At 44.2% G+C, this 19,592-nt stretch carries 15 protein-coding genes and 1 pseudogene; 7 read left to right on the forward strand and 9 right to left on the reverse strand.

The annotated features are described in order from the left end of the window. The first annotated feature begins 13 nt into the window (after window positions 1-13). The 3 genes from KUA48_RS14180 to feoB all read left to right on the forward strand — a co-directional run bounded on the left by KUA48_RS14180 (window position 14) and on the right by feoB (window position 6,712). The gene (locus KUA48_RS14180; RefSeq protein ID WP_228112481.1) at window positions 14-373 is read left to right on the forward strand and encodes a hypothetical protein; all 360 of its coding nucleotides are present in this window, start codon (window positions 14-16) and stop codon (window positions 371-373) included. A 223-nt stretch (window positions 374-596) separates the two neighbouring features. Next, window positions 597-3,935 (forward strand): preprotein translocase subunit SecA, encoded by a 3,339-nt coding sequence (gene secA, locus KUA48_RS14185; RefSeq protein ID WP_218431661.1) that lies wholly within the window; start codon window positions 597-599, stop codon window positions 3,933-3,935. A 245-nt stretch (window positions 3,936-4,180) separates the two neighbouring features. After that, complete coding sequence (gene feoB, locus KUA48_RS14190) at window positions 4,181-6,712, forward strand: ferrous iron transport protein B (RefSeq protein WP_218431660.1); 2,532 nt, start codon at window positions 4,181-4,183, stop codon at window positions 6,710-6,712. A 276-nt stretch (window positions 6,713-6,988) separates the two neighbouring features. Here feoB and KUA48_RS14195 read toward each other — a convergent pair whose 3' ends face one another. Continuing rightward, a complete protein-coding gene (locus tag KUA48_RS14195; RefSeq protein ID WP_218431659.1) occupies window positions 6,989-8,149 on the reverse strand; it encodes an MFS transporter in 1,161 nt (386 codons plus the stop codon). Window positions 8,150-8,330: 181 nt separating this feature from the next. Between KUA48_RS14195 and KUA48_RS14200 the strand changes: the two genes are divergently transcribed. The 4 genes from KUA48_RS14200 (at window position 8,331) to KUA48_RS14215 (ending at window position 10,059) form a co-directional block, all read left to right on the forward strand. Next, entirely contained in the window at window positions 8,331-9,197 is an 867-nt protein-coding gene (locus tag KUA48_RS14200; RefSeq protein ID WP_256624397.1) for an SGNH/GDSL hydrolase family protein, read from the forward strand. A 210-nt stretch (window positions 9,198-9,407) separates the two neighbouring features. After that, entirely contained in the window at window positions 9,408-9,716 is a 309-nt protein-coding gene (locus tag KUA48_RS14205) for a nucleotidyltransferase family protein (RefSeq protein ID WP_006846416.1), read from the forward strand. Beyond that, the gene (locus KUA48_RS14210; protein WP_256624396.1) at window positions 9,700-9,855 is read left to right on the forward strand and encodes a hypothetical protein; all 156 of its coding nucleotides are present in this window, start codon (window positions 9,700-9,702) and stop codon (window positions 9,853-9,855) included. The genes KUA48_RS14205 and KUA48_RS14210 overlap by 17 nt, the downstream gene beginning before the upstream one ends. Window positions 9,856-9,864: 9 nt before the next feature. After that, the gene (locus tag KUA48_RS14215) at window positions 9,865-10,059 is read left to right on the forward strand and encodes a DUF86 domain-containing protein (RefSeq protein WP_256624395.1); all 195 of its coding nucleotides are present in this window, start codon (window positions 9,865-9,867) and stop codon (window positions 10,057-10,059) included. An 84-nt stretch (window positions 10,060-10,143) separates the two neighbouring features. Here KUA48_RS14215 and KUA48_RS14220 read toward each other — a convergent pair. From KUA48_RS14220 to KUA48_RS14255, 8 genes and pseudogenes are all read right to left on the reverse strand, one after another. Further along, window positions 10,144-10,350: pseudogene (locus KUA48_RS14220) on the reverse strand (IS66 family transposase); the annotation flags it as partial. Window positions 10,351-10,600: 250 nt separating this feature from the next. After that, complete coding sequence (locus tag KUA48_RS14225) at window positions 10,601-11,626, reverse strand: IS110 family transposase (protein ID WP_181993552.1); 1,026 nt, start codon at window positions 11,624-11,626, stop codon at window positions 10,601-10,603. Window positions 11,627-11,913: 287 nt separating this feature from the next. Then, window positions 11,914-12,939 carry an IS110 family transposase gene (locus tag KUA48_RS14230; RefSeq protein ID WP_218433791.1) on the reverse strand — a complete coding sequence of 342 codons (1,026 nt, stop codon included), beginning with the start codon at window positions 12,937-12,939 and terminating at the stop codon, window positions 11,914-11,916. Window positions 12,940-13,050: 111 nt separating this feature from the next. Next, complete coding sequence (locus KUA48_RS14235) at window positions 13,051-14,469, reverse strand: transposase (protein WP_218433798.1); 1,419 nt, start codon at window positions 14,467-14,469, stop codon at window positions 13,051-13,053. 100 nt (window positions 14,470-14,569) lie between these two features. Further along, complete coding sequence (tnpB, locus tag KUA48_RS14240; protein ID WP_117588063.1) at window positions 14,570-14,917, reverse strand: IS66 family insertion sequence element accessory protein TnpB; 348 nt, start codon at window positions 14,915-14,917, stop codon at window positions 14,570-14,572. Next, on the reverse strand, window positions 14,905-15,315 hold the full coding sequence (locus KUA48_RS14245) for a hypothetical protein (protein ID WP_153087481.1): 411 nt from the start codon (window positions 15,313-15,315) through the stop codon (window positions 14,905-14,907). Before KUA48_RS14245 ends, tnpB begins: the two co-directional genes overlap by 13 nt. Before the next feature lie 208 nt (window positions 15,316-15,523). Continuing rightward, window positions 15,524-17,767 (reverse strand): DUF2357 domain-containing protein, encoded by a 2,244-nt coding sequence (locus KUA48_RS14250; protein WP_218433419.1) that lies wholly within the window; start codon window positions 17,765-17,767, stop codon window positions 15,524-15,526. A 5-nt stretch (window positions 17,768-17,772) separates the two neighbouring features. Beyond that, window positions 17,773-19,587 (reverse strand): McrB family protein, encoded by a 1,815-nt coding sequence (locus KUA48_RS14255; protein WP_218433417.1) that lies wholly within the window; start codon window positions 19,585-19,587, stop codon window positions 17,773-17,775. Window positions 19,588-19,592 lie beyond the last annotated feature (5 nt).

Consider the following 19,592-nt stretch of genomic DNA (forward strand, 5'->3'; position numbering starts at 1 on the left):
AAGATAAACAACAATGATGGTAAACAGATATATCACAGCCCTTTTGGTTGTCCTGGCGGCAACCGGCATGGAGGCGCAGACTTATCAGCAGGCGCTGAAGTTTGCGCTTACGGATATATCCTACGATGAATTCATCCAACAACCGGAGGCGAAGGCATTGGAGGAGGACATTCTCTGCGTGCTCAAAGCCATCAAAGCGGCATCAGAAGATGAGAGCATCGCAACGCATCATCCTATTCTGTCGGCAACACTTGCCGCCAATTCTTCTGACATTCTGACAGACATTCATTCACATATTTATTATGATTCCCCTACGGAGCATAGATACAAAGTTCCGTATGGGAGTATTGTTATTCGAGGTCCAGACTGCTGATTTTATGCTTTCCGTAAGCAAAACTCAGAAGATTTGCCATAAAAACAGGTAATAATTGGCAATTCCTTGCAGATTTACAGATATTTTTAGTAAATTTGCAAGCTAGTTATAAACAACAGGAAAAAGCAGAAGAGGAAAAAAGGACTAACAGAGCAGCATTTGTCTTAACTCCTTAACTTCTTTAACTCCTATATTTCGAATAATAATAAAAAATAAATATACAATGAACTTTAACAAAATTCTCCAGTCATTGTTTGGCAACAAGTCAACTCGCGATATGAAGTTGATCCAGCCAATCGTAGAAAAGATCAAGGCAGAGTATCCTAAGATGCAGGCCTTAAGCAATGACGAACTTCGTGCAAAAACAAAAGAACTTCAGAAGTACGTACAGGAGTACGCCAAGGAAGAGAAGGCTAAGATTGCTGAACTCAAGGCTAAAATTGAAGACACTCCTATTGATGAGCGTGAAGGTATCTTCAACCAGATCGACAAGTTAGAGCAGGAAGCACTCGACAAGTATGAGGAAGCCCTCAACGAGGTTTTGCCTCAGGTTTTCGCTATCGTTAAGGATACTGCTCGCCGTTTCGCAGAGAACGAGGAAACAATAGTTACTGCTACCGACTTCGACCGCGAGTTGGCTTCTAATCCAGCTAACGACTTCGTTACCATCGATGGCGACAAGGCTATCTATCACAACCACTGGACAGCCGGCGGTAATGATATGAAGTGGGAAATGATTCACTACGATGTACAGCTCTTCGGTGGTGTTGTTCTCCATCAGGGTAAGATTGCCGAGATGGCTACCGGTGAGGGTAAGACCCTTGTAGGTACAACACCTATCTTCCTGAATGCCTTGACTGGTAATGGTGTTCACGTCGTTACCGTGAACGACTATTTGGCTAAGCGTGACTCTGAGTGGATGGGACCTCTCTATATGTTCCACGGTCTCTCTGTAGATTGTATTGACAAGCATCGTCCTAATTCCGACGAGCGTCGCAAGGCATACCTGGCAGATATCACCTTCGGTACCAACAACGAGTTCGGTTTCGATTATCTTCGTGATAACATGGCTACCAACCCAGCCGATCTGGTACAGCGCCAGCACAACTACGCCATCGTCGATGAGGTCGACTCAGTGTTGATTGATGATGCCCGTACCCCATTGATCATCTCTGGTCCTATTCCAAAGGGCGACGACCAGATGTTTGAGCAGTATCAGCCATTGGTTGAGAAACTTTATGAGGTACAGCGCAAGCAGGCTACAGAATTGCTCGCCGAGGCTAAGCAGAAGATTAACGAAGGTACAAAAGCTAAGAATCAGGAACTCCTTGATGAAGGCTTCCTCGCACTCTTCCGTTCTTACAAGGCATTGCCTAAGAACAAGCCATTGATCAAGTATCTTTCTGAGGAAGGTATCAAGGCTGGTCTGCTGAAGACCGAGGAGTACTACATGGCAAACAACAACCGTGAGATGCCTAAGGCTACAGAGCCATTGTACTTCGTAGTAGACGAGAAAATGAATTCTGCCGACCTTACCGATAAGGGAACCGACTGGTTGGCTAAGCAGGTAAACGACAAGGAACTCTTCGTATTGCCTGATATCACAACAGAAATGAGTGAACTCGAGGCACGTACAGACCTTACCGACCAGGAGCGTCTTGACAAGAAAGACGAGATGCTGGCTCACTATGGTGTACAGAGCGAACGTGTTCACACCTTGCAGCAGCTTCTGAAGGGTTACACCATGTTCAATAAGGACGACGAATATGTTGTCATGGACGGACAGGTGAAGATTGTGGATGAGCAGACAGGACGTATCATGGAAGGCCGTCGCTGGAGCGATGGTTTGCACCAGGCTATTGAAGCTAAGGAGCACGTAAAGGTAGAGGCTGCTACACAGACCTTTGCTACCATCACACTTCAGAACTACTTCCGTATGTACCACAAACTCGCAGGTATGACCGGTACTGCAAGTACAGAGTCAGGTGAGTTCTGGGATATCTATAAACTCGATGTTGTTGAGATTCCAACCAACCGCCCTATCCAGCGTAAGGACTTGGATGACCGTGTATACAAGACTGCCCGCGAGAAATATCGTGCAGTTATCGACGAAATCGAGGAAACACGTAATGCTGGCCGCCCAGTCTTGGTAGGTACAACATCTGTCGAGATTTCTGAGTTGTTGAGCAAGATGTTGAAGATGCGCAACATTCCTCATAATGTATTGAACGCTAAGCTGCACCAGCAGGAGGCTCAGATTGTAGCCGAGGCAGGTCGCTCAGTAAACGGTAAGGGTGCCGTAACCATCGCTACCAACATGGCAGGTCGTGGTACCGATATCAAGCTGACTCCAGAGGTAAAGGCTGCAGGTGGTCTTGCCATCATCGGTACAGAACGTCATGAGAGCCGCCGTGTAGACCGTCAGCTCCGTGGTCGTGCCGGTCGTCAGGGTGACCCAGGTTCTTCTGTATTCTATGTATCATTGGAGGATAAGCTGATGCGTCTGTTCGCTTCAGAGCGTATCGCCAAGGTAATGGACCGTCTCGGTTTCGAGGATGGCGAGCGTATCGAGAGCCCAATGATCAGCAAGAGTATCGAGCGTGCTCAGCGCAAGGTTGAGGAAAACAACTTCGGTATCCGTAAACACCTCTTGGAGTATGATGACGTGATGAATCGTCAGCGTACCGTTATCTACGAGAAGCGTCGCCACGCCCTCATGGGTGAGCGTATCGGTATGGATATTGCCAACATCATCTGGGACCGCGTATTGAACATCGTCAACAACAACGACTTCTTCGGTGCCAAGGAAGAGTTCCTGAAAGTTCTCGCTATGGAGATTCCATTCAACGAGGATGAGTATGAGAACGGCAGACGTGAGGATTTGGCTGAGCGTGCTTTCCAGGAGGCTATGGCTACATTCAAGCGTAAGACAGACCGCATCCAGGCTACAGCTATGCCTATCATCAAGCAGGTATACGAAAACCAGGGTGCTATATACGAGCGCATCATGGTGCCTATCACAGACGGCAAGCGCATGTACAATATTCCTTGCAACCTCAAGGAGGCATACGAGAGCGAGGCTAAGAACGTAGTGAAGGAGTTTGAGAAGAGCGTTGTTCTCCAGATTATCGATGACGACTGGAAGGAGAACCTCCGCAAGCTCGACGAACTGAAGCACTCTGTACAGAATGCAAGCTACGAGCAGAAGGATCCTCTCCTCATCTTTAAGTTGGAGAGTGCCAAGGTTTGGGATGCCATGATTAATGACATGTACGACCGTATTGCAAGTATCCTGATGCGTGGTCAGATTCCAGTAATGGAGCAAGAGCAGCCAGTTCAGGAGGCAGCTCCTGAGCAGCACACTCAGCAGAACTATGTTGAGAGCAAGGTAGATTTGGATGCAAAGCGTGAGGCACAGGAGGCAGCTGCTAACCAGGATACCCGAGAGGGCGCACAGGTAAACCGCACTCCTTACCGTGCAGAGCACATGCCACGTCCTAACGACCCATGTCCATGCGGAAGCGGCAAGAAGTTTAAGAACTGCCACGGCAGAAACCTGTAATCACAATAAATGATGATGCTCTTATATATATAATAAGGTATAAGAACATCCATCATCAGAAATAATGATAAGAATACCTAGATTTGATGATACTCTCATCATTTCTAGGTATTTTTGTTTTAAAACCACATTATTGCTACTAAGTTGCAAAAAATTATTAGTATTTTTGCAGTCGAAAAGAAAAAAGAGCTGACCATGAGGTCATGCCCCAAAGAAAAGAACAAGATTAAAACAAGGAAAGATATATGAAATTATCAGAACTTAAAACAGGTGAAAGCGCCGTCATCGTCAAGGTATCAGGACACGGTGGCTTCAGAAAGAGAGTCATCGAGATGGGATTCATCAAGGGCAAGAAGGTAGATGTACTCCTTAACGCCCCACTCCAGGACCCAGTGAAATACAAGATTATGGGTTACGAGGTGTCTCTCCGCCACAGCGAAGCCGACCATATCGAGGTGGTTTCCATTGATGAAGCCAAGAACGATGCAAAGCTCAGCAAGGCGGAAGAAGAAGACCGCCAACAGGTAATTGACTCAAAAGTAGTAGATTCCAACGATAGCGACGAGCAGGCGCTCGGCGACAAGATGCTCGTAGCTGAAAGAAAAGACAATGCCAGCAACGAAGCCCTGGCTGAACAGGAAGCAGAAAGACTCCACCGCGTCATCAACGTGGCACTGGTGGGAAATCCAAACTGCGGTAAGACTTCCCTCTTCAACTTTGCTTCGGGTGCTCACGAACGCGTAGGCAACTATAGCGGTGTAACCGTGGATGCCAAGGTGGGCGAAGCCGATTTCAACGGCTACCACTTCAATCTGGTAGATTTGCCGGGTACCTATTCCCTCTCGGCTTATTCGCCAGAAGAACTCTATGTGCGCAAGCAGCTCATCGAGCATACGCCGGATATCGTCATCAACGTCATCGACACCAGCAACCTGGAGCGCAATCTCTATCTCACCACACAATTGATAGATATGCACATCCGCATGGTCTGCGCCCTCAATATGTTTGATGAAACCGAGAAGCGTGGCGATAACATCGACTACGACAAACTGGGCGAACTCTTCGGTATCTCGATGATTCCTACCGTCTTCACCAATGGCCGAGGCGTGGACAAGCTCTTCGAGACCATCATCGAACTCTACGAAGGCAAGGAAGATTCCAGCGCTCACTATCGCCATATCCACATCAACCACGGACATGAGATAGAACATGGTATCGAGCATATCCAGAAATATCTGAAGGCAGATGATTCCATCCGCCAGCGCTACTCTACCCGATACCTCTCCATCAAGTTGTTGGAGAATGATAAGCACGCTGAGGAATACGTAAGTCATCTGAACTCTGCAAAGGAAATCTTCGCAGCCCGTGACGAGGCAGCCAAGCGTGTGAAGGAAGAGACCCAAGAGGATAGCGAAACCGCCATCATGGATGCCAAATACGGTTTTATCCATGGCGCATTGCAGGAAGCAGGCTATGAACCGGGCAAGGCGAAGGATACCTATCAGGTAACCCACCTCATCGACAGCATCCTGACCAATAAATATGTAGGCTTCCCAATCTTCGTTCTCCTGCTGTTCATCATGTTCTCAGCCACCTTCGTACTGGGCGAGATTCCTAAGGGATGGATTGAGGACGGCGTGGCATGGCTGGGCGATTTCATCAGCAATACGATGCCGGACGGACCTGTAAAGGATATGCTGGTAGATGGTGTGATTGGTGGTGTAGGTGCCGTGATTGTCTTCCTGCCACAGATTCTGATTCTGTATTTCTTCATCTCTTATATGGAGGATTCGGGATATATGGCTCGTGCCGCCTTCATCATGGATAAGCTGATGCACAAGATGGGCTTGCATGGCAAATCATTCATTCCGCTGATTATGGGATTCGGATGTAACGTGCCTGCGGTGATGGCAACAAGAACCATCGAGAGTCACCGTTCCCGTCTGATTACGATGCTGATATTGCCATTGATGAGCTGTTCGGCTCGTCTGCCAATCTACATCATGGTCATCGGAACATTCTTTGCCATCCAATACCGTTCACTCATCATGGTATCGCTCTATCTCATCGGCATCTTCCTAGCCGTGATATTGAGCCGCATCTTTGCCAGTTTCGTGGTGAAGGGCGAAGATACCCCGTTCGTAATGGAGCTGCCTCCTTACCGCTTCCCTACCTGGAAGGCGATAGGCCGCCATACCTGGGAAAAGGGCAAGCAGTACTTGAAGAAGATGGGTGGTATCATCCTTGTGGCAAGTATCATCGTATGGGCTTTGGGTTACTTTCCTCATAATGAAGAACTTGATAACCAGGCTCAGCAGGAACAGAGCTATATCGGCAGAATCGGTAAGACCATCGAGCCTATCTTCACCCCACAGGGTTTCGACTGGAAACTGGATGTGGGCTTGGTTTCCGGTGTGGGTGCCAAGGAGATTGTAGCCTCAACAATGGGCGTGCTCTACAGCAACAACGACAGTTTCTCTGATGATCAGGATTACAACGATGAAGACGGAAAATACGAAGTCTTGAAGAAGCAGATGACTTCAGACCTGAAGAAGACCTACGGTTACAGCGATGCCGAGGCAGCAGCGAAGGCAACGCTCACCGCCTACTGTTTCCTCCTCTTTGTATTGCTCTACTTCCCTTGCATCGCCACGATAGCAGCCATCAAGGGCGAGACGGGCAGTTGGAAATGGGCAGGCTTCGCCGCCGGATACACCACGCTATTGGCATGGGTAGTATCAGCCCTGGTCTTCCAGATAGGAAGTTTGTTTATCTAATCAAGGTGTCAGCTTTAAGAAAACAAACAAAGAGAGCGCACAACACCTGAACGACAGCCGCACAACAACTGAGCGACGCTCGCACAACACCTGTTGTGCAAGCGCACATCAACTGTTGTGCGGCTTACTATATAATATATCCAGAAGACTTATTCTATATATCTGAAAGACTTCAAGTAACTGTTCGGAAGACTTTAGTCATATACTAGAACGTTATCAGTCATATACCTGAACGACATCAATCATATCATTAGAAGACATCAACCGTTTCCTTATTCAGGATAATCTCTTTCCTACCTTTGCGGCAACAAACGCTATCATCAGACCCAGGCAGGCGGCAATGCTGATGGCAATGCGGAGACCGGTAGCCTCAGCAAGCCATCCGATAACCGGAGGTCCTACCAGGAAACCGAAGAAACTGATGCTCGAAACGATGGTAATGGCGATGCTCGCCTTGATGGTTCCCAATTTTCCGGCGATACTGTAACAGATAGGAACCGACGAAGAGATGCCGAAACCTACCAGCAGGAAACCCAAGGTGGCAGGAATGAGATAAGGCAAGGCAGCAGCCAGCCACAAACCGCCAAATATCAAACCACCACAAACCTTCAATACTCTGGCTGGACCGAATTTCGTAACAAACCCATCAGCCATGAATCTACCCAACGTCATCGCACCCATACCAGCAACATAGCCCGCACGGATAAAAGCCTCATCGGTTTTTACTACTGATGAAAAATATACGCTACTCCAATCGTAAACGGTACCTTCACAGAACATGCCTGCAAATCCCATCAGTCCCAAAAGGAAAAGAATCGGATCGATGGTCTTGAAAGAGAACTTCGGAACATCCTCCTCTTCTGCTTTCGCCATGGCATCATTAATCAGAAAGCGGAAACCGACAGCAACGATGAGAATACTCAGAACCAGGATAGTTCCAAAGTGGACATCTATCGGGAGCAAAGTGTTGGCAAAGATGGCACCGATGATACCACCGGAGAATCCACCCAGACTCCACAGACCATGAAACGATGACATGATGTTGCGCCCATACATCTTCTCTACCAGACATGCCTGCGTATTGGTGGCAATGTTCATCAGATTCGCCATCATTCCGAAAGCAATAAGACTCAAAATCAGATGAAAAACCGTAGTACTGCTACCGATGCAGAAAAGAACCAGAACATAGAGCAACTCAGAGAGAACCAGCATCTTCTTGCTGCCAAATCTACTCACCAGGATACCCGAAAAAGCCATCATCAGAAGTTGGCCGATAGGAATGGCGAAAAGCACCGTTCCCAGCTGTCCGTTGCTCAGATGCAACATCTGTTTTACATCCGGAATACGGCTTGCCCAACTGGCAAACACTACTCCCGGAACAAAATAATAAGCCGCAACCGCCACTCGCTTGCGCGCCAAATCACTTAAATTACTCAAATTACTCAAACTGACTGTCATCCTTAATAATATACCTATTATAAATACTCATTTCTATTAGCGGCTGCAAAATTACAAAAAAAAAACAGAAAAAGACTGATATTTGAACAATAAATGTTGCGCCGTTTGAGATTTTTGCCGTACCTTTGCACTCAGAAAAAGAATTAAAAACAAACTAGCAATGAAGAAACAAACAATGATTACCCTGGCACTCGCCCTCACTCTGGCAATGCCAACCCTACACGCCTTCGCCCAGAAGGCGATGAGCAAGAAAGAAATTGCCGAAAAAGAAAAGGCATTCAAGAACCTTCAGCATCCCTGGAAGGGAAAGAAAGTGGCTTACTTCGGCGACTCCATCACAGACCCTAACATCAAGGCATCGAAGGTGAAATACTGGGGATTCCTGCAGGATTGGCTCGGCATCACCCCTTACGTTTATGGTGTGAGCGGCAGACAGTGGAACGATATTCCCCGTCAGGCAGACCAACTGCAGAAGGAACATGGTGATGATTTCGATGCCATCCTCATCTTTATGGGTACCAACGATTACAACAACGGTGTGCCTGTAGGCGAATGGTATACAGAGACTTTCGACAGCGTGAGAGTAGCCCGCCACAAGCCAAGCGAAATGGTACAGCGCCGCCACCGCCACTTCTGCATGGACAAGAATACATTGAAAGGCCGCATCAACATCGCCATGTCGAAGTTGAAGCAGATGTATCCTACCAAGCAAATTGTGGTGATGACTCCTGTGCATCGTGCTCTCTTTGCCAGTGGTGACAAGAACATCCAGCCAGATGAGATGTACGAGAATGCGCGTGGCATCTTCTTCGATGAATACGTGAAAGCTATCAAGGAAACAGGCAATGTCTGGGCAGTTCCGGTCATCGACCTCAACTCCCTTTCCGGTCTCTTCCCTCTTTACGATGCTGGTGCGCAGATGTTTAACAAACCGGATACCGACCGTCTTCATCCAAACGATGCCGGTCACTCCCGCATGGCTAAGACCATCATGCAGCAGCTCTCTGCATTGCCTTGCGTCTTCTAGAAATCCGCATCATGTCTTTTTCTTCTATCAATAGATACTTTTTACTTTATAAACTAGAAAGGTAGACACCATTACTTTCATAAAACTGAAATAGTAGACACTCTGCCTTTACTTAGCAATAAGGCTTAAAAAGTTCACTTTTTTTATAAAAAGTTTGGAAAAGCCGATAAAAAAGATTATATTTGCAACATAAATCAAACTGTATCGCTTATGCTTAGCAAGAATGTACAAGAAATGATACCCAAGATACAGCAGTATCTTGCTAGCCAGCCCATAGAAAAGGCTTGGCTGTTTGGTTCATGCTCTCGTGGTGAAGAAACTCCGAAGAGCGATGTTGACTTGTTGGTAAGATACCAAGACAGTGACTCCATGTCTCTGTTCGATATCTCTGGAATCATGGTAAATCTCAAAAAGATTATCAAGCGCCCTGTAGATTTAATAGAAGAGGACTGTCTTCTTCCTTTTGCATCAAAATCAGCAAACCGAGATAAAATATTGATTTATGAGAGAAAAAGTTAAAGACAAAGGAAGGCTTGAACATATTCTCCAAGCTTGTAATGATTTACTTGCCTCAAAAGACAAGTACACATTTGATGCAGTTAAAGACGATCCTATTATCTTTTATGGTTTCGTCAAGTTAGCAGAAATCATAGGTTAAGCCTCTTATATGCTTACAAAGGAATTTCGAGCGAAACATACAGAGATTCCTTGGGAGCAAATGATAGGTTTAAGGCATGTTTTGGTGCATGGATACTATACAATTAAGCCCAAACAGCTTTGGAATATCATAGAGAAGGATATACCAGTTTTGATGCCGCAAATTAAGCAACTACTTGATTCTGAGAAGTTTTCAGAAGAATAAGCAAGAATAAGGCATGTAAGAGTCTCCGCGTTTATACCTTGCATAATTCAAAAAAAGCAGTAACAGCTGATTAAACAAATGCTGCTACTGCTTTTTCCATCGGTCAGGAAGTAAGTCTCTATATTTCTCCAGTGGGGTATTCGGTTGCCATTCAATGGTCTTTTCTATGACATCGCTAATGTATTCAAACAGATTGATGCCATTCAGTTTGCATGAGATGGCGATGGAATATAGGATAGCTCCCCGGCTTGCTCCTTCGTGCGAACCAAAGAACATTGAGTTTCTTCTTGATTCCTAAGACATAGCCAAATTTTTGAGCAACTTTTTGTGTTAATAAATACAAAAGAGGTATTTTGGAACATACAGGCACTAAAATATCGGTAGCAGAAATGGTCAAAAATGATTTTTCTGTTACAAATCAACACGGAACTCGTTCTTTTAATAGCGTGTGGCTAGATTCCTAATTAGTTATCCGTGTTTGTGTCTTTACAAGACTCTAAATGGCAGTAGCACAGACTGCTATAGTTCACTTGTTTCGGACTTATGATATTGCAAGTTTTTCATTGCTGCTCTTTGAATCCAACGGTTCCCATTTTCTGTTCTGCTTACCTATAGCGAACATTCTGAGAACAAGTTTGAACTTAACGGCATTCAATGCCTTGCGTTTTGTGTCTGAATCTTGCTTACCTCCTAATTTACGGTTATAAAATGATTGTAACTCTGCATCATATTGTACAACAACTGTGGCCGCCATGGATAGATCTGCTTTCGCCTGACCATCACAGCGTGCTGAAGGTCGGGGACGCCATTTCACACTGGTGCCTGAAGTGCGGAAGTGCGGTGCCACGCCGACATAACTGGCATATTGCCTTGCTGTTTCAAAAGCGGTAAAGTTTCGGGTAATGACAATGACATTTATGGCATTGACGAAGCCTATTCCCGGTATTGTCAGAAGATTCTTGTAAGTAGACAAGAGGCTATCGTCTGTAGCCAGCAACTTCTGTTCTTCCAACTCGATGTTCTCAATGTCACGGCTGAATTTTTTGATGTAGCCATCATATAACTGGGCATCTTCCTTTGTGATGCATAGCTGTCTTCTGTTCATGAAGCATGTACGCTGTTCCACCAGGAACTTACGCTCATTCATCAGTGCCTTGAGTCTCTGCATGGTCTTGTCAGGCATATTATAAGGCTTGACACATTCAGTACCATTATAGCGATAGAGAAAGTCTGCAATCTTGGCAGAGTCAATCTTGTCGCTCTTGTCCTTGGGCCCCATGGGATAATGCTTTACCACATGGGTGGAGAGCATGCAGAACTGATAGTTCCTGGTATTAAGAAACTTCTCCAGCTCCATGGAATAGCTGCCGGTGAACTCCATTCCGAAGAGACTGTTCGAGAGAACCACATGATTCTTCTTGAGCCATGTGCACATTTCGCCAAATCCCTTGCGGGAATTGTTGAATACATCGTGAGAAAAGTCCTTAATTGGGGTTTCTTCACAGAAAATTGATACGTCAATGACATTTTTTGAGATGTCGATGCCGATAAATGATTTATTTTTCATACCTTTGTACCGCATTTTGTAGGAAGGAGCTCTCTATGTCAGGGTAAGCCACATCTTTTAAAAGCTTCCACGGCTAATTCCCTAAACGGCACTTGACCTGGCATTTCAGGCTGGGGAGACTAGATCAGGGAAAGGTCTTTGTCTAAGACAAAATAGTTCACTACCCCCGTCCGGAGTTCCTTCCATTTCAGATGCTCCGGCAAAGGTAGTGAAAAAAACGCAGACAAAAGACTTAGTCGGGAAATAGTTATGCTCTAAGAAGTGCGATAGTTCACTTTTGCTGCATTTTAGTTCTTATATGCATCTGTCTCCACATATGGTGTTCCACGCTTTATCACGGCAAACATACGAAGGACCAGCTTGAACTTGACGGCATTGAGCACGATGCCACCGCATTTTTCCTTTCTCTTGCGTATCCAATAGTCTCTTATTGAAGGATTGTTCCTTATGGCGGAAAGGACAGCTATGGATAAGTCTGCCTTGGCTTCAGAAAAGCCTTTCTTGGAAACCCCCGTTTTCTTTCTTACTGAGGTACCAGATTCCTTTTTAAAAGGGGCTATTCCTATGTAACAGGCATATTTGCGAGGATTGCTGATTGCAGTGAAATTTTCCGTCAATACAATGGTTTCCAACGCTATGATGCGACCAATGCCAGGAATGGAGGTCAGCAGATTGTAATTCTTTCTGATGCTTGTATCTTCATTCATGTAGCTGTCAATCTCTTTGTCTATTGCTTTCTGGTTTTCCTGCATGTTCTTCAGCAGGAGTTTCTTGCGTTCAACGGATAAGTCTGTATCGTATGCGCTGATATCATGAAGCTGCTGCTTATAGAGAGTTGACTGCTTGGTGTTCTGCTTACGCTCTGCCAGCAATCTCTTCAACTTGAAATAGACAGGTGAAGGAAGTTTGGAGGGATTGCGAAGAATCTTCTTGTGGTTCTGCTCACAATAGATTGCTATTCTGAAAGCATCCAGTTCATCAGTCTTGATACGGTCTAGAGAGCGCTGGTCATCATCCAAGTCTGGCTCGAAGCGATGCATTTTGCGAGGTTCCACCATACCATAGATATATTCTTTGGATTCCAGCCATAATCTGAAGTTTTGGTTATAGAGTCCAGTATATTCCATACAGAACAAAAAGGTATCGAAGTCTTTTCCTACCTTTGCGACCCAGGAGCCAATCTTTTTGAACCCAGCATCATCATTGCTCACCTTAATATGAGCATTCTTCCAGTCGATGGTTTCACCATCATAATAAGCAAGGTCGAGAGTCTTCTTGGAGACATCTACGCCAAAGTAAAGTTCCTTATCCATATTATTGACATTTTAGCATTAAATGGAAACAAGAAAACATTTGGCTTGGCGAAGGACTGAATCAAAAAATAGTGATATTCTAGAGTGACATACAGTTCACCTTAACACCCGTTAACCAATTCGTTTAAACTTGTTTCCAGGTGCAAAGGTAAAAGATAGTGATATGTACCTCTGGATTCTCTCAATGTAGTTGTTATCGAGAGCCGTATCACCTCTTTTGAAGATGTCACAAATGGCATTATATTCATTAAGGGCATAGCCGACCGCCTGCGCCAAGGTAGACTTGGGCAGTAAATCCTTCCTGGAAGATATTTCCTCCAGTTTCTCCAATAAATCCTGCAAAATGTCCGGTGCGTATGACTGCCGATAGGCAAGATGGTCTTCAACGGTCCATCCATTTACCCCAACCTTATGTTTTTTGTCTTCTTGATAAAACCTGTTGATGATATCTACGACTTCTTGAGCATCCTTGTCCTCCTTGCCGCAGTCGAAGAAATCTCTCTTGACATGCTGTAGGCAGGCGATTCTCATGATGTCCGGATAAGCATCCGACTCCAGTTTCCGGTAAGGAGCATACGCATCACTCTGTATGGTACCTTTATAATCTGAGAATACGTTAAGTATGACCTGCTCAGAGCGTGATCCATCCTCATATACGAAGAAGACAAGTCCCAGTTTAGGCGCACTTACAGCCCAGAAGTAGCCTTTCTTCGAACCCTTGTCCGTAGGCTTTGTCTTAGCTAACAGTACTTTATGGTATGTCTCGTCTGCCGAGACATAATCCTGCTGCAACACTACTTGGCAGATAGCCTTATAGAAGTTTTCCAGCACATCGGCACTTCTGGCAATCAGTTTGTTTGCTGTGGCTTTCCTTAACGTAAACCCATTGTCGGCAAAGTATTTGGTGATTCGCTCTACCGGCATGGAATAGATGTATCGCATCTGCAGGAGACCTGCAGCAAAGGAAGGCGAATAGGAAGAATTCAACAACAGAGCCGGTGGAGTCTTCCCCGGATACATGATACTTCCATCCGTATAAGTGTTGATGTGATACACGGTCTTGATGAACTTGATGGGTTCCATGCTGTAACGTATACAGGTACGAGTCCCGAAGAGACGCAACGTCTTCAAAAGCTCTGCATCCATGACTGGATCTATCGTAACATGCACTTCTTTCATTTCGTAATGCATGTCACGCTTGGCTCCGTTGTTTTTGCGTGCCTTTCTCTTTTCGGCCTGCTCTGTTTTCTTCTTGTCAAATTCCTCCTGGGTCATCGAATCTTGTGGATTCTTCTCCTGACGTTCGGACTTCTTGCCTGAAACGAGCTTGCCGAGAGCCTTGTTCTGACGATTCACTTTGTCAATGGCGATTCCTTTCTGGACGAGTAGTTCTTCTAATGACTTTATACGTTCAATGAGTTCGTTGACCTGTGCAGTCAGCGAACCCACTGTAGCATTAGCTTGCTGAAGCTGTTCGTTTGCAAGCTGAAGTTGTTCCTTTAAAAGTACTATAATTTCGTCCTTTTTCATAGTGCAAAGGTACGAAAAAATATCGAGATATGCAAGGATTTTTAGATATTTATTTTTCTATCTTATTGATACACAGTTCATTAAATATAATCTTATGCGCCTATAGATTAAGCCGTTTCCTATATCTCATACTTTTCAGGCAAATTCCGCTCATGATGGCAGATAGCGTCTTGTACGGCATTTTGCATTGTTTGCTTTGGGGATCAAAGAATGGTAATTCAAAGGTTCCTCGCTCCAGTCGCTTCTGATACAGCAAGAAACCGTCGCCATCCCATTTTAGCATTTTTACCTGCTGGCGGTTCTTGGAGAAGAAGATGAAGACGGCACCACCGAGTGGCGGCAGCTCCATCTCCGTCCTCACAATCTGGTACAGGCCATTTATGCCCATGTTCATTCGGACATATCGCTGGCAGACGTAATACTGGGTGTTTTCGTTTAATCCAAACATAGCAAGTCCTCCTTCTCGTAAAGTTTCATCAGATGCATGACTGATTTGGCACTACCTTTCTTGATGGTGACTATCGTTCCATTGGGAAAGGTTAAGGTTATGCCGAAAAGATAATTTTCCGGGCAGACGGAATCGGATGGCATTTCCATGGGAAGGAACATCATCCCAGTGTCCTTGGCTGTTGCTTCGGAACATTCCTTACGGGCTTCGGCCTGAAGCAGACGAATCTGCTGTTTGGCTAACCTAACAGAATAACCTTTTTCTGACATCCATCTATGCATCGAGCGATGGCTTACATGCCGTTCCTTTAAAAAAGGAATCAAACTGGCTTTTGGATTATGATTCAAATGAATCTGGAAGGCATTCCATGCCCTCTCATAACGTTCTGTTGCTCTCATAATTTCGTTGCTTTTAAAATTATGGTGCAAAGGTAAGAACTTTTACGATAAAGGGCAAGGTATAAATGCGGAGCCGTTTACTAAGGCATGGCATTAGGTGGCAATAGGTGACAATAAGAATACGTCTTATTGCCACCCATTTCTTTCTGTGTATCAATTACTTACAATCTGCGTGGCAGATGTGACAATAAAATAGAAAAACTTTTTCCTACATACGCGATGTAATATAGCCATCAATATCGCTAAATGTCGTATCCAAGAACGTGAGTTCTGTCATTTTCAAAACATCAATCTTACGATATTCCTTATACAGTTGGCGAGAAAAACGAAGTTCAAAGGCCAAACGCAAATCATCTGTTGCATCAGCCCCTTCATCCTGCTTTGCCTCTTTACCCGTAATGGTTCTCATTCTTACAATCTCATACACATCACGAATCCCCTTCCCCTTGATATACGGCACGAAATAATGAAGATCCTGCAATGCTATGGTTGACGGGAACTTGGCACCCGTATAATATAAGGTGGCAGATTGATTCAAGAAACTCTTTTCATACCCACGCCGATGACTCGGACGAACCACACCAACCAACACCCGATTATCCACTTCCATTACAGTTCCCTTCTGCGGAATCACATGTTGCACAGTATCCTTCGCCTTCGTTTCTATCAGTTCCCGGATAAAACCTTCAAGCAACTTTCTGTTTTCGTTATCGTTCGGACGAAGCGGAAAAGCACCTATGTTCACCTCCGTGATAGTCTGATAGAACTTTGAAACCTCCACCTTCGCCGGTTCACCATCACCAGGAAAAAGAATGTATCCACCTATCACCTCCTTCTTTAATGGAGCCTCAACATAATCACGATAATAAATGGCATCACGATAACGATGCATCTGATTGATGGCATCATCCGGCGGCACATCTACTCCACTCGCATTCTTGCTGGCTATCCGATATTTCGCATCGAAGAGATAAGTCATCTTCATATCTTTCTGCAGATCATTCTTGGTAAGTTGCAAGACAATATCCGGTTTCTGAGGAACCGTTGGCACTATCAGATTCTGCATTCCAATACTATCATTGGTCTGCTCCGTACTTTTCGGATTATATACCAATTCGGCAAGTTCTACCCCATCTTTCTTAAAGAGAATACGAGAATGTTCTCCCTTGCCCAACTCCCAGGTAAACAGTCCATTCAACTCCATTCGGTTGCGATGTTCCACATCATCCGTATCCAGATTCAACTCCTTCTTTACTATGTGGCTCACCTCTATGAAACACCATATTTCATAAAGCGTTGCGATGTCCTTGGATTGCAACCGATAGATGCCTTCATTTAGAGAGTAAGCCTTACGGAGCAAATTCCAAGTCCGATAAACCTGACTATATCCCGTAGCTTTCTGAAGAACCATACTTTCCTGGTTCAACCCCTTGAAACGCCCAACGGTTCGGAAGAAAGAATTTTTCCTTAACCGATTCAGGGAAACATAAGTTGCCTGAAGTTCTTGCTTAGTAGCATCAGAAACCTCCTTAACCTGCTCTATACGAGTTTTTAAGAGTTCATACTTACTAGTAATCTGAGATAAAGCAAATTTCAGAAATCGATTTTCCTGGGTATCATTCGACTCTATTTTTTCGGTGATACGATAAAGATGAGCGGGTTCTTTGCGATGCTCAGCTATTTCATTTTCAAGAGACATAGGAACTCGGCGCACCTTATCTGCCCGCAGATAAGTTTCCCTGCCATGCAAGCGATGACGTGGTCGGTCGATAATGTGCCGACAAGCCTCCAAGAACTTCTTTTGTTCACCAGCAAAGATACTCCACCATATAATCTCTGGTGTTTCTCCCTGTTTATCAGGAGCAAAGCTATGATAGGTCCGTTTTAGAAAATCAAGCGAGAGCATCCGATACTCTTGCTCAATATCCTCTACAATTTTCTTCCAATGAGAATGATAATCCAGTTTGGTACTCAACACCTCAAAGGAGAATGAAAACTTTCTTTTGATGAACTCAGAAGATACACCATCTGATTTCTTTCTCTTAACAATATAATCAAAACAGATTTCAGAACGTCCTATCTCATTGCCGAAATTCAGAAAGCCAGCCAACATACCATGACGGAAACTGAACCTGTCGTTATCATTCTGCAAGATGGAACCAAAATGTGCATCTACAATCTTGGCATCATTCTTTTCCTCAAACTCCACCCATATCGGATAGTCTGCATTATCAAAGAATATGGCAGGAGCAGAAGAATCTTTTAATATCACCTTAGAAGTGGATTGGTCATTCAAATACCGCTCCACCAGTTCAACACCATCCGACCAGGAATATGTGGAGGAAAGTTTGTCTTCCCCCACATTCCTCTTCGCTTTATCCCAAATAGCATCAAACTTGGTGCATTCTATGGTCATCACAAAGTCGTGATGCCTGATTCTTAAAAGTTCCATTACCGTTAACTCCAAAAACTAGTGTAACCAGAACTAAGCTTCTTTTCCATTTCATCCAACTTAGCCAGAGAAACAGAACTATCTCTCATGTTTTCCGGCAACATCTTCGAAACCACTTCCTTCAAAGAAGCGAGTAACTCCGCCTTTACCTTCTCCTCATCGCCTTCTATTCTTGACAGGATTTTCATAGAAGTAATCTCATCCAAAGCACGGACCACGACTTCACTTTGCGTCATTTCCTGACCTTGACTATTTTTACGATAAGGCAAATTATTGACCACATAGAGCAAGAACTCGTTACGGGTTCGATAAGCTATCTTAAAAGGTGTACCTTCCAATACAGCATTGATTTCCTGTAAGTACAGTATCGCCTGGTTGCAAACCTCCAGGTTTTCCTGATACACGTCAACACCCTCCACCATATCTCCTACCAAGTCTTCAAAGTTGAGCTTTCCTATCTGTTCGTGTCGGGAAGTTAATCCACCATATAAATCCACCTCATTCATTTCGATGGTCATGGCTCTGTCGAGAACTTTTCGGGAGAAGGAAAAGGTTGTTTCGTCCATATTGACGGTTCCCACGATAATGAGGTTCTGGGGGATTGTTAATCGCTTTCCACCTTCTTCTTTCAAATATAGATTTCTTTCTTCGTCATTATCTGCAAAGAGTTGATCTATCAAATTTTTATAAGCTTCAGTCTGTTCATAATCAACAATCGGATCCGTTACAACAACGCCATCTTCATCAACTTGCCTGCTTTCTATCACACTCAAAAACTCAGCAAAGTATTGTTCTACAGGAGCAAGATTCATCTCATCCAGACATAAGAAATAAGGATGCTTTGGGTCATGGATAGCCTTAACCATAAATCGGAGAAATGGTCCGACTACAAAACGTTCGCCATTAATTCGGCTTACATACCCAATAAGTTCAGATGAATCATGCCAATTAGGCTTCACCTGTACCATTTCAAAGTTCTTTGGCTTATGCTCCTTATATTCAGGAGAATCAACATCCCAACAAGCACGAGCCAATTCACGAACGATTCTACTCTTACCCGTACCAGAGATACCAGCCAAGAGAAGGAAAGGCTTCGACTTGATAGCTGTGATATAAGGGCGATAAGCCTGGCTAATTTCAGAACAGAATTTACCATATTCCTTTGATTGTTTGGTGCTAGAATAATATTCATCAATATTCTCTCTTAGAATCAATAAACATTTGATGCTATCCATTCCTGCATAAAGAGTCTGTAAAAAAGGAGCTCGCGATAATTCACCAGCACGAGCTGTTACAGAATATGGTTTGTCAAAAGAGATGGTATTATTAGAAATTCCAAGCAAAGCTTTATACACAGAAGGATTCAACACTTCTACATCAAAATCTAGATGCAGCGGTGTTGTATCAAACCATTCATTTATAATTTCACTACCCAAATGATAATCATCACTAAATCTAGATAGCAAATCAACATTTGAAGGTATTACTTCAAAACTCTCGTATTTATACAAAAAGGCAATTAAAGAATAAACATTAATTCTTTCTTTAAAGAACCTTTCGTTGACATACTCTATCCATTTATCTGAAAATTTAACGTATAGATTAGAACTGCCATAATTTCCATTATAATCAGAAAGATAAAATTGAGAGTCAAGCCAAAACGCTAATTTTCCATCTAGCATGCCATAAGTCGTATTGGAATGAATGGCATCAGACTTTATGTTTTTTAATATGCCAAGCAATCCCCAAAACTTGTTCTCAACTTTTCCTATTAAGGAATTGAACGCTTGTACAGCAGTTTCTTTTGATAAGTAATACATAAGCT

It is taken from the genome of Segatella copri (genome assembly GCF_019249795.2).
Classification (GTDB): Bacteria; Bacteroidota; Bacteroidia; order Bacteroidales; family Bacteroidaceae; genus Prevotella; species Prevotella copri_B.

What these genes read in the sequence shown, in the direction of transcription:
- KUA48_RS14180 (WP_228112481.1), top strand. Translation starts at nt 14, where the DNA reads ATGATGGTAAACAGATATATCACAGCCCTTTTGGTTGTCCTGGCGGCA.
- KUA48_RS14235 (WP_218433798.1), bottom strand. Translation starts at nt 14,469, where the DNA reads ATGAAAAAGGACGAAATTATAGTACTTTTAAAGGAACAACTTCAGCTT.
- KUA48_RS14205 (WP_006846416.1), top strand. Translation starts at nt 9,408, where the DNA reads ATGCTTAGCAAGAATGTACAAGAAATGATACCCAAGATACAGCAGTAT.
- KUA48_RS14200 (WP_256624397.1), top strand. Translation starts at nt 8,331, where the DNA reads ATGAAGAAACAAACAATGATTACCCTGGCACTCGCCCTCACTCTGGCA.
- KUA48_RS14250 (WP_218433419.1), bottom strand. Translation starts at nt 17,767, where the DNA reads ATGGAACTTTTAAGAATCAGGCATCACGACTTTGTGATGACCATAGAA.
- KUA48_RS14230 (WP_218433791.1), bottom strand. Translation starts at nt 12,939, where the DNA reads ATGGATAAGGAACTTTACTTTGGCGTAGATGTCTCCAAGAAGACTCTC.
- KUA48_RS14225 (WP_181993552.1), bottom strand. Translation starts at nt 11,626, where the DNA reads ATGAAAAATAAATCATTTATCGGCATCGACATCTCAAAAAATGTCATT.
- KUA48_RS14210 (WP_256624396.1), top strand. Translation starts at nt 9,700, where the DNA reads ATGAGAGAAAAAGTTAAAGACAAAGGAAGGCTTGAACATATTCTCCAA.
- KUA48_RS14255 (WP_218433417.1), bottom strand. Translation starts at nt 19,587, where the DNA reads ATGTATTACTTATCAAAAGAAACTGCTGTACAAGCGTTCAATTCCTTA.
- secA (WP_218431661.1), top strand. Translation starts at nt 597, where the DNA reads ATGAACTTTAACAAAATTCTCCAGTCATTGTTTGGCAACAAGTCAACT.
- feoB (WP_218431660.1), top strand. Translation starts at nt 4,181, where the DNA reads ATGAAATTATCAGAACTTAAAACAGGTGAAAGCGCCGTCATCGTCAAG.
- tnpB (WP_117588063.1), bottom strand. Translation starts at nt 14,917, where the DNA reads ATGTTTGGATTAAACGAAAACACCCAGTATTACGTCTGCCAGCGATAT.
- KUA48_RS14245 (WP_153087481.1), bottom strand. Translation starts at nt 15,315, where the DNA reads ATGAGAGCAACAGAACGTTATGAGAGGGCATGGAATGCCTTCCAGATT.
- KUA48_RS14215 (WP_256624395.1), top strand. Translation starts at nt 9,865, where the DNA reads ATGCTTACAAAGGAATTTCGAGCGAAACATACAGAGATTCCTTGGGAG.